9 protein-coding genes are annotated in these 12665 nt (G+C 74.0%); 4 read left to right on the top strand and 5 right to left on the bottom strand.

Features of this window, described 5'->3' with window-relative positions:
• Positions 1 to 59: 59 nt before the first annotated feature.
• Positions 60 to 1400 carry a M20/M25/M40 family metallo-hydrolase gene (locus IF23_RS0105710; RefSeq protein ID WP_030280469.1) on the bottom strand — a complete coding sequence of 447 codons (1341 nt, stop codon included), beginning with the start codon at positions 1398 to 1400 and terminating at the stop codon, positions 60 to 62.
• Positions 1393 to 2226, bottom strand: coding sequence for a M55 family metallopeptidase (locus IF23_RS0105705; RefSeq protein ID WP_030280467.1), 834 nt, complete (start codon positions 2224 to 2226; stop codon positions 1393 to 1395). Before IF23_RS0105705 ends, IF23_RS0105710 begins: the two co-directional genes overlap by 8 nt.
• A 298-nt stretch (positions 2227 to 2524) precedes the next feature.
• Between IF23_RS0105705 and IF23_RS0105700 the strand changes: the two genes are divergently transcribed.
• The 4 genes from IF23_RS0105700 (at position 2525) to IF23_RS0105685 (ending at position 10678) form a co-directional block, all read left to right on the top strand.
• Positions 2525 to 3232 carry a DUF2470 domain-containing protein gene (locus IF23_RS0105700; protein WP_030280465.1) on the top strand — a complete coding sequence of 236 codons (708 nt, stop codon included), beginning with the start codon at positions 2525 to 2527 and terminating at the stop codon, positions 3230 to 3232.
• A gap of 478 nt (positions 3233 to 3710) precedes the next feature.
• Positions 3711 to 4604, top strand: a complete 894-nt coding sequence (locus IF23_RS30955; RefSeq protein ID WP_281179955.1) for a sigma-70 family RNA polymerase sigma factor — start codon at positions 3711 to 3713, stop codon at positions 4602 to 4604.
• Positions 4601 to 5944 (top strand): hypothetical protein, encoded by a 1344-nt coding sequence (locus IF23_RS0105690; RefSeq protein ID WP_051739251.1) that lies wholly within the window; start codon positions 4601 to 4603, stop codon positions 5942 to 5944. Before IF23_RS30955 ends, IF23_RS0105690 begins: the two co-directional genes overlap by 4 nt.
• Before the next feature lie 87 nt (positions 5945 to 6031).
• Positions 6032 to 10678, top strand: a complete 4647-nt coding sequence (locus IF23_RS0105685) for an FtsK/SpoIIIE domain-containing protein (RefSeq protein WP_030280460.1) — start codon at positions 6032 to 6034, stop codon at positions 10676 to 10678.
• Between the two features lie 69 nt (positions 10679 to 10747).
• Here the strand turns inward: IF23_RS0105685 and IF23_RS0105680 are convergent, their stop codons facing one another.
• From IF23_RS0105680 to IF23_RS0105670, 3 genes are all read right to left on the bottom strand, one after another.
• Positions 10748 to 11059: a hypothetical protein gene (locus IF23_RS0105680; RefSeq protein ID WP_030280459.1), complete on the bottom strand. Its 312-nt coding sequence runs from the start codon at positions 11057 to 11059 to the stop codon at positions 10748 to 10750.
• Positions 11060 to 11116: 57 nt separating this feature from the next.
• A complete protein-coding gene (locus IF23_RS0105675) occupies positions 11117 to 11428 on the bottom strand; it encodes a hypothetical protein (RefSeq protein WP_030280457.1) in 312 nt (103 codons plus the stop codon).
• Between the two features lie 88 nt (positions 11429 to 11516).
• Positions 11517 to 12458 (bottom strand): hypothetical protein, encoded by a 942-nt coding sequence (locus IF23_RS0105670; RefSeq protein WP_030280456.1) that lies wholly within the window; start codon positions 12456 to 12458, stop codon positions 11517 to 11519.
• Positions 12459 to 12665 lie beyond the last annotated feature (207 nt).

The raw sequence follows: 12665 nt of genomic DNA, 5'->3' as shown, positions 1-12665 counted from the left end.
AGGACGTGGCGGGGCCGCGCGGCCGGTGCCCGGGCAGGGCACCGGCCGCGCGGCGGCGGTCAGGCGCGGAGCAGGAAGTGGTCCAGGACGCGGACGCCGAAGTGCAGGGCGTCGACCGGGACGCGTTCGTCCACGCCGTGGAAGAGCGCCTGGTAGTCGAAGTCCGGCGGCAGCCTGAGCGGGGAGAAGCCGTAGCCGGTGATGCCGAGCCGGGAGAACTGCTTGGCGTCGGTGCCACCGGACATGCAGTACGGCACGACGTGGGCGTCCGGGTCGAACCGCTCCAGCGCGGCGCGCATCCCCGCGAACGCGGGCGAGTCGACGGGTGCCTGGAGGGCGACCTCGCCGTGGTCGATCGCCCAGTCGACGTCGGGTCCGGTGAGGCGGTCCAGGGTGGCGTGGAACTCGTCCTCGCCGCCGGGCACGACCCGGCCGTCGACCTGGGCGGCGGCGCTGCCGGGGATGACGTTGACCTTGTAACCGGCGTCCAGCATCGTCGGGTTGGCGCTGTTGCGGACGGTGGGCTCGACGAGGGCGGCGGCGGTGCCGAGGCGGGCCAGGAGCGCGTCGACGTCGAAGTCCGGTGCGTCCGGGGCGGCGTCGGTGATGCCGTGCAGGGCGGCGAGTTCACGGAGCGCGGCGCGGACGGTGGGGGTCAGCCGGACCGGCCAGCGGTGTTCGCCGATGCGGGTGATCGCGGCGGCGAGGCGGGTGACGGCGTTGGCGCGGTTGACCTTGGAGCCGTGTCCGGCGCGGCCGTGGGCGGTCAGTTTGAGCCAGGCGGTGCCGCGCTCCCCGGCGGCGACGGGGTAGAGGTGCAGCCCGGTGTCGGTGTGGAAGGAGAACGCGCCGGATTCGCTGATGCCCTCGGTGCAGCCCTCGAAGAGCGCGCCGTGCTCGTCGGCGAGGAAGCCGGAGCCGTCCTCGGCGCTGGCCTCCTCGTCGGCGGTGAAGGCGAGGACGATGTCGCGGCGGGGGCGGGCGCCCTCGCGGGCCCAGCGGCGGACGGTGGCGAGGACCATCGCGTCCATGTTCTTCATGTCGATGGCGCCCCGCCCCCAGACCACGTCGTCGCGGACCTCACCGGAGAAGGGGTGCACGGTCCAGTCGGCGGGCTCGGCGGGGACGACGTCGAGGTGGCCGTGGACGAGGAGGGCGTCGGCCGACGGGTCGGTGCCCTCGATCCGGGCGACGACGTTGGTGCGGCCCGGGGTCCGCTCCAGCAGCGTCGGTTCGAGCCCGGTCTCGGCCAGCGCCTCGGCGACGTACTCGGCTGCCGGGCGCTCCCGGCAGGTGCCGTCGCCGTGGTTGGTGGTGTCGATACGGATCAGGTCCGAGGTGAAGCGGACGACCTCGTCGAGGGCCTTGTCGTCGACGGGCCCCTGGTACTGCTCAGCCATACTGCTCCTCCACTGCGGACGAGGCGAGGGTGGTGACCGCCTTGAAGCAGCGGATCGCCTCGTACATGTCGTCGCTGGTGTAGGCGACGCGGCGCTCCCCGCACCGCTCCACGCCCGGGACGCAGGAGGCGGCGCCGACCAGGTGCTCGGCGTCGAACTCCATCTCCACCCGGAACGGGCCGCCCCGCGCGGGCTCGTGGCGGACCGCGAGCGCGGTGGCCTCGCGGGCGGCCTCCCGGATGTCGGCGGCGGTACGGGCCGGGGGGCGGCAGACGGCGGCGTAGCGGGAGACGTAGTCCTTGACCGCGACGGTACGGGCGTCGGGGGCGTAGCCGCGGGCGTCCACGCAGGTGCGGTCGTCGCCGGTGACGAGGACGACGGGGACGCCGTACTCGGCGACGACGAGGGCGTTGAGGTAACCCTCGCTGGCGCGGGTGCCGTTGACCCAGACGCCGGTGAGGGAGTTGGCGAGGTAGGTGTGGGCGAGGACGCCCTCGGTGCCGGCGCCGGTGTGGTAGCCGATGAAGGCGATGCCGTCGACGTCGCCGTGCTGGACGCCCTCGACCATGCTCAGGGACTTGTGGCGGCCGGTGAGCATCTGGACGCGGTCGTCGAGCTGTTCCAGCAGGAGGTTCCGCATCGACCAGTGCGCCTCGTTGATCAGCACCTCGTCGGCGCCCCCGGCGAGGAAGCCGGTGGCCGCGGCGTTGACGTCGGAGGTGAACAGATGGCGGCAGCGCTCCCATTGGGGCGTGCCCGGCAGCACATCGGCGGGCCAGGTGACGCCGGTGGCGCCCTCCATGTCCGCGCTGATGAGGATCTTCATGTGGTTGCGCCCTCTCGCCGGTCGGAAGCTGTCCGTGCCCGTCGTGGGTCCCGGCGGTCGATCTCCCCCAAGAGGTACCGCCAGGTCCCGTGTTCGACCGACCCATCCAAGCATCCCCACCGCCCGGCCTGCGCCTCCCCTCCCCGATCGGCGGCCGCCAGGCGCGCCGGGCCGCCGGGCCCGCCCGCGGTGCGCGCACCGGGCCACGGCGGGGAGGGCGCGTCCGTCGGCACCCCGGGGCTTCCCCCACCCCCTCGATTAAGTAAGGTTAGCCTTACCTAATCAACAGGAGGCGTGTGTGCGCATCTTCAGCTCCCCCGGCGGCCGCCCGACGGACGCGGAACGGGTCCGGACGATCCTGGCGTCGGCACAGTCGATGACGGTGCTGACCGACGGGGCACGCACGGAGGTCTCCCGCCACAGCACCGACGGGACCCCGCCGCGCCTCCACCTCCACCCGGCGCCCGCCACGTCCGACGCGCCGGACGCACGCACCGTCACCACCCTCGAATTCACCGACATCGCCCCGCTCCCGACCCGCAGCCGGGTCCGCGCCCGCCTCACCCTGACCGGACGGCTGCTGCCCCCGAACGGGCGCGAGGAGGGGAGCGGCGGCTGCCTGGAGTTCGGCGGCGCCGTCCTCACCACGCCCACCGGAGCCGCCTCTGTCTCCCTGGACGAGCTGCTGACCGCCACCCCGGACCCGCTCGCCACCTGCGAGGCGGGTCTGCTCACCCATCTCGCCGACGGGCACGGCAACCTCGTCCCGCTGCTGCTGCGCCTGGTCGAGCCGTGTCTGCTGCAACGGGTGCGGCGGGCGGTCCCGCTGGCCCTCGACCGGTACGGCGTCACCCTGCGCCTGGAGTACCCGCTCGGCCACCACGACGTCCGCCTCCCGTTCCGCAGGCGGCTGCACGACGCGGACCAGTTCGGCGCGCAGCTGCGCTCGCTGCTCGCCACCGCGCGCCGCGCCTCGCACCGCAGCCGGCTCTTCAGCGGCTCCTGACGGCCCGGCGCACCGGTACGGCGGGCGGACGGCGGCCGGGCACCCGGCCGCCGGGGGCGATTGTCGGCCACGGGGAGAAACCGGCCCACGGGTCACCCGGGGTGCGGGCCGGGCGGTGAACTTCATATGAACACGGCACAGTTCATCCGGCGGCGCCGCAGGCCGGAGCCGTACCGGCGCCCGGAAAGTGCCTCGGGACGGCCGGATCGGCACGGATCATGGCTGCACACTTCACGTATTCTGTGAGAAGTTCAGAGGGTCCCTTGAGGTTGCCGGGCCGGACTTTGCGTCAAGCTCACGAGGTGTCCGGCGCGCCTCCCGGGATGACCACCCGGGGCGGGAGCAGCTCACTGCCGACCGGGACCGGGGACCCCGTGCCCCGTCACCTTCCTGCGCCCCGCGCCGAGAAAACGCCACGCACCGGTGGTACGAGAGATCTTTGCCCGGTTCGTGCCCTGTCCGAGGAGGAGTGCCCGTTTTGCGAACGGCCCACCCGTCCACACCTCGCGCAGACGGCGGCCGCTCCGGCGGGGCGCGCCCGCCCGCCGACGCGGACGCACTGCTGCGCGGCGCGATGGAGCGCCACCGCCCCGCCCTGCTGCGCTACGCCGCCCGCCTGACCTCGGGCGACCCCTACCGCGCCGAGGACATCGTGCAGGAGACCTTCCTGCGCGCCTGGCTCGCCGCCGACCGCCTCGACCTCACCGACGAGGACCTCCACGACCTCCGCACCGCCGAAGAGCCCCACGGACCCGGCGCCTTCCGGGCGGGCGAGGGCGGGTGCGTACCGTCGCCGGAGGCCCGGGTGCCCGCCCCGCGTGCGGGCCACGAGGGCGACCGCCGGTGCGGCCACGGCGAGGGCCCGGACGCCGGGCGCGGCCGGGCCCGGGCCGAGGGTCGGGGGCAACCCCGGCTCGGCTCCTGGCTGTTCACCGTGGCGCACAACCTCGCCGTCGACGCGCACCGCCGGGAGCGGGCCGTGCCGGTGGGCCCGACACCGGCCGAGGCGCTGACCCGGCCCGCGGGCCCGGACATGGCCGACGCCGTCGTGGACCGCCAGGTGATCACCCAGGCGCTGTGCCGGTTGAGCCCCGAGCACCGCGACGCCCTCGTCCACGTCCATCTGCTGGACCGCTCCGGCGCCGAGGCCGCGCAGGCCATGGGCATACCGCGCGGCACCGTCAAGTCCCGTACGCACTACGCTCTGCTCGCGATGCGGCGCGAACTCGCCGCGTCGCCCAGGCCCACCGTCCCGCGCCCCCGGCTGCGGAACACGACCCCGAGGACCGCCACGAACGCGCCGCCCCCGCACCCCGCCGACCGTACGACCGCGACGCCCCCTCCCTCCCCCGCCGAAAGCGCCGCCGCATGAGCCGTTCCGGCGATCCGATCGCCTTCATCAACGCCCACCAGAACCTCATCTTCACCGTCCTCGGCGTGCTCGGGATGGTCCTGCTGCTGTTCTTCCTGATCCGGATCCCCGTCCAGCGGGCCGGCGGCTGGAAGGCGTCCGCGCACGCGATACGCCGGGAGGCCGCGGCGACCCGCCACGCCTTCGGCGCACCGCTGCGTGCGCTGCGCGCCCACCGCAAGGCGCTGCGGCTGCTCGTGCGCCGGCTGCGCTCCCCGCACACCTGGCGGGACGCCGAACGCGCCGTGACCGCCGCCCGGCAGGCGGCCGCCCCCGGCGCCGCCGCGGACCGCGCACCGCGGCCGTACGCGGCGCTGGTCGACGGCGACACCGTCACCGTGCTGTGCGCCGGGACCGCCGCGGACGCCCCCGGCGCCCCGTGGTCCGAGGACCCGGCGGACCCGCGCCGCTGGACGGTGCGGCGCGAGGACCTGCCCGCCGTCGCGCCCTCCCCCGGCGACGGCCCCCCTTTGCTGGTCGCCGTCGGCGTCGCGGAGGGCCGCCGCTGCGCCTTCCTCGACCTGGCGTCGGGCCCCGCCCTCACCGCGGTGGAGGGCGACGCCCGTACCGCCCCCGCCCTGGTCCGGGCGCTCACCGCGCAGCTCGACGCGCGGCTGCCGGAGGGGTTGGTGACCGTCGCCGAGGGGGTCCACCCGCGGCATCCGGGCGCACCGGTCCGCGAGGCGTACCGCGCCGCCCGGGAGACGGAGCCGCGGCACGGCATCGCGCCGGTGCTCGCCGCCGCCGAGCTGCCCGATCCGCTGCCCGACGACTTCGGGCACAGCCCCGGCGGCCCGCCCCGGCTGCGGATCGTGGTGCCCGGCCGCCCGCGCGGTCACGCCCGGCGGCTGCTGACGGACCGCCACGGTCAGCTGCTGCTCACCGGCACCTCGCTGCTGACCTCGGCCAACGCGCTGGGCGCGGCGCTGTCGCGGGTGCTGTCGGACCTGCCGCCGGTGCTGCCGCCGCCGCCCGCCGCGGGCACCGCCGACGGCCATCCGGACGCGCTGTTCGACGAGGACACCGCCGAGGCGACCGCGGCGGTCGGCAGCCGGGTCCCGGCGCCCGCCGAGCGGCGTCCGGCGCCGACCGTCACCACCGTGAAGAGCGCCGCCGCGGAACCGGCGGCCCCGGGTGCCTCCGCCCGCAGCGGCGCGGCCGGTGCGCCCGGCGTCTCCGCGCGCGCCGCCGCGGCCGACACCGCGCCGGACGCCGCCGACGGGTTCCCCGGTCAGGCCGCCCCCGCCGACCGGGGGCAGGAGGCGACCGGCGGCGCCGCCCGGCCCGCCGCGCGTTCCTGACCCGACCCGCCGCACCGCGAGCGGCCGCCGCCCGGCGGCCGCTCGCCCCGTACCGCCCCTTTGACGGCACCGATCAGTGGGACCTCCGTGAAACTGACGCTCACCACCTCCGACGCCGGACGCCTGACGGACCATCTGCTCGATGTGCCCGAGCAGGCGACCGTCGCCGACCTCGCCGCCTCCCTGGCCCCGGCGCCACCGGACACCGGCGACCCCCTCCCGTCGCCCGCCCCGCCCCCGCAGGTCTACCTCGGTGACCGCGCGCTGGACGGTGCGCTGCCGCTGCGCGGCTCCGGCATCCGCGACGGCGCCCTTCTCGGGCTGGGCGCGCCCTGCGCCGTCGACCACCCCGCGCAGGCGTGGCAGCCCGCGCCGGGCGACCCCGTTCTCATCGAGGTCCGGCACGTCGGCGGGCCCGGCGCGGGCCGGGTCTGGCGGCTCGGCGCGGGCAGCCACGAGATCGGCACCGCCCGCGGCTGCGCGCTGCGGCTCTCCGGCGGCGACGCCCCCGAGCACGGTGTCTGGCTGACCGTCGGCCCGGACGGCGAGGTGACGTACCTGCTGCCGGACGGCGCCGACGAGGACAGCTGCGGGCTGCGCAGCCTGACGCCCCCGCCGCCGGTGGACCCCGAGACCGGCACCCCGCTGACGGCGGAGGAACCGGCCGGGACCCGCGACGGCGGCACCGGCGGCCACTCGGTGGCGCCCGGTCCCGACGGGCTGCCGCCGACCGAACCGGAGCGGCCCCCGGGCCACCGTCCGCCGCCGGACGACGGCGCCGCGGAGTGGCCCGCCTTCGCCGATCTCTCCCTGGGCGAGCATCTGCTGCGGCTGTCGGCGCCGTTCCAGCCGGACGCGGCGGTGAACCCGTCGGCGGACGGCATGGCGGTGGAGTACAACCGTCCGCCGCGGATCGCCCCGCACCTGGACGCCGAGACGATGCGGATGCAGGGCCCGCCGTCGCGCCCCGGACCGCGCGCCTTCCCGCTGCTGTTCGTGCTGGCGCCGCTGATGATGGGCCTGATCATGATGGGCCTCTTCCGGTCCTTCTACTTCATGATCTTCATCTTCTTCAGCCCGATGATGGCGATCAGCAACTGGATCATCGGCCGCCGCACCGGCCGCAAGCAGTACGAGGAGTCGCTGCGCATCTACCGGCTGCGCCGCGCCGCCCTCGAACTGGAGCTGCGCGAGGCCGCCGTCGAGGAACGCCGGCTGCGCAACGCCACCTTCCCCGACCCGGCGACGGTGCTGCTGACCGCCACCGGCCCGTCCGGCTCCCTCTGGGAGCGGCGCCGCCGCGACCCGGACCGGCTCACCGTGCGGCTGGGCACCCTGACCCGCCCGTCGCTGCGGCGGATCGAGGACCAGGCCCGGGACGCCAACCACCGCTCCGTGCACTGGCGGCTCGCCGATGTGCCGTACGGCCTGGAGATGGCCGACCTCGGTGTCGTCGGTCTGGCCGGGCCGGGCGCCACCACCCGCGCCATCGCCGCCTGGACGGTCGCCCAGAGCGCGGTGCTGCACAGCCCCCGCGATCTGCGCATCGTGGTCCTCACCAGCGACGAGAACGCCGAGGCGTGGTCGTGGGTGCGGTGGCTGCCGCATCTGGACACCGGCCGCGGCACCAGCGTCGTCGCGCTCGGCAACGACCCCGAGAGCACCGCGCACCGCATCAACGAACTCGTCGCCGACATCCAGGCGCGTACCGCTGCCGCCGCCTCCGCGCTCGGCCGCACCCTGCTGGACGAGCCGGATGTGCTGGTCATCGCGGACGGCGCGCGGCGGCTGCGGGACGTGCCCGGCATGGTGCAGGTCCTCAAGGCCGGGCCGCCGGTGCACATCTACAGCCTCTGCGTGGACGAGCAGGAGCGGCTGCTGCCGGAGGAGTGCACCTCCGTCGTCACCGCGACCGGCAACCACCTCGCCGTCCGCACCACCGGCTCGCCCAAGGTCAGCGGCGTCCGCGCGGATCTGGTGGACACCGCCTGGTGCGAGGAGGTCGCCCGGGCGCTCGCCCCGGTCCGGGACGTCACCCTCGACGGTGACTCGGGGCTGCCGGACGGCGTCAAGCTGCTCGGGCTGATCGGTCAGGAGCCGCCGGACGTCGAGGCGCTGCTGCGGTCCTGGGAGCGGCGCCCCGCCTCCACGACGTTCGTGCTGGGCGCCGGGTACGACGGGCCGCTCCGGCTGGACCTGGTGCGCGACGGGCCGCACGGGCTGGTCGCCGGTACCACCGGTTCCGGCAAGTCCGAGCTGCTGCAGACGATGATCGCCTCGCTCGCCGCCGCCAACCGCCCCGACGAGTTGGCGTTCGTCCTCATCGACTACAAGGGCGGCAGCGCCTTCCGCGAGTGCGCCGAACTGCCGCACACCCTCGGTATGGTCACCGACCTCGACGGCCACCTCGTACAGCGGGCGCTGGCCTCGCTCGACGCGGAACTCCGCCGCCGTGAGCAGCTGCTCGCCGACGTCGAGGCCAAGGACCACCCGGACTACCGCGCCAAGCGGGCCCGCAACCGCGAGCTGCCCGCGCTGCCGCGGCTGCTGATCGTCATCGACGAGTTCGCGACGCTGGTGCGCGAGGTGCCGGACTTCGTACCGGGCCTCATCAGCCTGGCGCAGCGCGGCCGTTCGCTCGGTCTGCACCTGATCCTCGCCACCCAGCGGCCCGGCGGTTCGGTCTCGACCGACATCAAGGCCAACACCAACCTCCGGATCGCGCTGCGGGTCACCGACAAGAGCGAGAGCCAGGACATCATCGACTCCGGCGACGCGGTGAGCATCTCCTCCGCGACGCCGGGCCGCGCCCTGGTGCGCCGCGGCGACCATGCGCCGACGCCGTTCCAGACCGCCTGGGTGGGTGCCGCCCGCGCCGGTCAGGAGCCCGGCGAGGACGAGGCGCCCGCGCAGCCGGGCGCGGTCACCGCCGCCGCCCGCAACGTCCGCGGGGTGGAGCTGTCCTGGAACCGGCTGGGCCGTCCGGTCGAGCTGTTCGACGAGGACGAGGAGACCGGGGCGGACGCCGCGGCTCCGGAGACCGCGACCGATCTGCTGGCCCTCGTCGAGACGATCCGCAAGGCGACCGCGGCACTGGCGGACCACAGCGAGCAGGCCAGCCCGTGGCTGCCCGCGCTGCCGGACGTCGTCACCCTCGACGACCTGCCCCAGGCACCGCCGACCCCGCCGGGCCGCCCCGCGGCCGTGCCGTACGCGCTGCTCGACCTGCCGAGCCAGCAGGAGCGCCGGGTCTGCTGCCTGGACTTCTCCTCGTTCGGCCATCTCTACGTCGTGGGCGCGCCGCGCTCGGGCCGTACGCAGGTGCTACGCACCCTCGCCGGTTCGGCGGCGCGCACCCTGTCCGCCGCCGATCTGCATCTGTACGCGATCGACGCGGCGGGCGGCGGGCTGTCGGCGCTGGAGGCGCTGCCGCACTGCGGTGCGGTGGTCTCCCGGTTCGACACCGAGCGGCTGGCGCGGCTCCTGGGCCGCCTCGTGCGGGAGCTGACCACGCGCCAGGAGAAGATGTCGGCGCACGACTGCGCCAGCCTGACCGAGCTGCGCGCCGCGCTGCCGGTCGCCGAGCGTCCGGCCCATCTGATGCTGCTGATCGACGGCTGGGACGGGATCTCCCAGATGCTCGACGAGTACGACGGCGGGCGGCTGTTCGACGAGGTCACGCGGTTGCTGCGGGAGGGTGCCGCGGCCGGTATCCACCTGGTGGCGTCGTCCGAGCGGGGGCTGCTCGGCGGGCGGCTCTCCGCGCACAACGATTTCCGGCTGCTGCTGCGCCAGTCGGACAAGGGCGACTACTACCTCGCGGGGATGTCGCCGAACCGGGTGCCGGGCCACATCCCGCCGGGTCGTGGCTGGCACACCCCGGCGGCGGTCGAGACGCAGATCGCGCTGCTGCCGACCGCCGGTGACGGGGTGCCGGGCCAGGGCAGCGCCGATCAGGCCGATGCGCTGCGGGAGATCGGCCGTCTCGCCACCGAGCGGGATGCCGCGCTGCCCGCGGAGCGGCGGCCGTTCCGGGTGGCGGAGATGCCGAAGCTCATCGGCTTCCAGGAGGCGATGGAGCAGGTTCCGGAGACGTCGCGCCGTCCGATGTGGGCGCTGCTGGGCATCGGCGGGGACGAGGTGCGGCCGCTGGGCTTCGACTTCCTCTCCGGCGGCGGCAGCTTCGCGGTCGTCGGTCCGCCCGGGTCGGGCCGCTCCACCGCCCTGGCGGCGATGTCCGTCTCGCTGATCACCGGCGGTACGTCGCTGGTGGTGCTCGCCCCGCGCGAGTCGCCGCTGCGCAAGCTCGCCGACCACGGTCTGGCGCACGTCATCACGGACACCGACCCGTCGGCGAACACCGTGGAGGAGGCGCTGCGCGCGGTCGGCGACAAGCCGGTGGTCGTGGTCGCCGACGACAGCGACCTGATCGCCAGCTGCGGTGCGGACAAGGTGCTGCGGAAGATCGCCTCGTCCGGCCGCGACCGCAACCAGGGCATCCTGATCGGCGGCCCGTCGGAGGGCATGAGTTCGATGGGCTGGATCGGTATGGTCCGCCGCTCGCGCCGGGGGCTGCTGCTCGGGGCGCGGGCGATCGGTGACGGCGACATCATCGGCGCGCGGATCAGTGCCGAGCACATCCGCACCCGGATGAACCCGGGCCGCGCCTGGACGGCGGGCCCGTCCGGCAGTGTGGTGCCGGTGCAGGTGCCGCTGACGGTCCTGGAGAGCTGACCCGCCGCTCCCGCTGCGCGGACGGGCCCGGCACCCACGGTGGGTGCCGGGCCCGTTCGCGTTCCGTCGTCAGCCGTTGGAGCTGCTGCGGACGCCCGCGGCGATCTGGCTGTCGGAGTCCGTCATGGACTTGACGATGTCGGTGAAGGACTGTGCGAACACCTTGATGTTCGCCGAGGACTCCTTCATCTGCTTGCTGAACGCCTGGTACGCCTCTTCGAGCGCCGGGCTGGACTGCTCGAAGACGAGACCGTCCTTGAGCAGCGTGCTCACCGTGTTCTCCAGATCGCCCAGTTCGTTGGCGATGTCGGTGAACTTGTTCTCCATGGTGTTGGCGACACGCTTGATGTCGTCGTAGTCGAGAAAGACGTCCTGCGCCATGTGTTCCTCCGGGGAGTGCGGTCGGGTCGTACGGGGCGCCGCCGGGCGGCGCGGGCGTCAGCTGCCGCTGGAGCGGATCTTGTTCGCCATCTCGTCGTCCATGTCCCGCATCGACTGAACGATCTTCTCGAACTGCTCCGCGAAGTCCTTGATGCTCTGCGTCGCCTCGGTCAGCGACTGCGTGAGCTTCTCGTAGGACTGCTGGAGGGCGGGGCTGGAGTTGTTGAACTTCAGCGTGGAGTTGAGCATCGTGTCGACCTCGTTCTTGGCCTCCGTCATCCGGGGCACAAGGGTGTTGTCGGCACTGTTCTTGAGCAGGTTCGAGACGCGCTCGATCTCCGCGAAGTCGAGGCTGATGTTGGCGGCCAAGATCTCTCCTTGGTTACGGGATGTCGTACGGGGGCTCAGGGGTGCGGGGCGGGGCCCCGGGGCGGACGGCCGGTGCGCGGGGCGCGGCTCAGTCGTCCTCCTCCTTCCATTCGGCGCCGTCGCCGAAGGGGGAGGAGCGGGTGTAGGTCGTGGTCTCGTCGTCCGAGGTGACGGTCATGGTGCCGCTGCCGTCGTCGTTGATGACGTAGCGGGTGGTGGTCTCGGAGCCGTCCGGGCCGGTCGTCACCGTGGTGTAGTCACGCGCGTCGAACGTCTTGCCGTTGTCGAGCGTGATGGGCTGCGGCGACGAGTCGTACGTCGTCTTGTTGATGTACTTCTGCTCGTCGGCGCCGGAGCCGATCGTGACGGTGGACTCCTCGGTCATGACGTTGTTGTCGTCGTCGAGGGTCACCTTGACGTGGGTGCTGCCCGAGTCGGTGGTGATGGTCTTCTCGGTGGGCGGGGTGTCGTCGGGGCGCTCGCCCTCGGGGTGGTCGCCGGGCTGCGAGGGGACGTCCTTGTCGTTGTTGTACCGCTCGCACCAGGAGGGGGCGCCGTCGACGGCGGAACACACGTCGTTGATGTCGGCCCCGGGGTGCTCCTTGAAGTAGTCGGACGCGCCGATCTCCTTCAGGTAGTCGTTCCACGCCTTGGTGTCCTCGTCCCACTGGTCCCAGGCGGCCTTCTTGTGCTTCCAGTCGTCGAGACCGAGGCTCGCGCCCATCACCCCGGCGCTGTCCGCCATGCCCGCGTCGACCTGGAAGTAGTTGTCGGACACCGACTCGAAGATGTCGGCGAGCTTGTTGAGGCCGTCCTTCGCGTCCTTCGCCCGGCTCGCCGAGCGGTGTGAGAAGGCGTACATCGCCGCGCCGAGGTCGCTGAAGCCCATGACGCTCTTGGCGTCGTCGGTCGACTCCGTCAGGGTCTTGAGCGCACCCTTGGCACCGCCGGAGTCGGCCGTGTCGGCCAGCTGACGCATCCGGGTCTGCACCTGGTTGAGCAGCTCGTAGTCGATGGAGAAGTCGGGCATGGGCACCTCTGGGGCCTGCGGCCGGGCGGCGGAAGCATTACCTTGCACTCCTCTCACGCACGGGCGGGCCGGATGGTTCACCCCGAAGCGGAATTACCGCGCGGGACGGTGAACCTCCCGGGGCCGTGGTGCGTGTAATGCGTACGGGCCCTTCTCCCCGCCGGGCCTCCCTTCCGGCGGCACCGGGCCCGAACTGCCCGTACTGCC

The organism is Streptomyces catenulae (assembly GCF_000718015.1).
In the GTDB taxonomy this organism is placed as follows: Bacteria; Actinomycetota; Actinomycetes; order Streptomycetales; family Streptomycetaceae; genus Streptomyces; species Streptomyces catenulae.
This window is presented reverse-complemented; position numbering and strand designations above follow the sequence as displayed.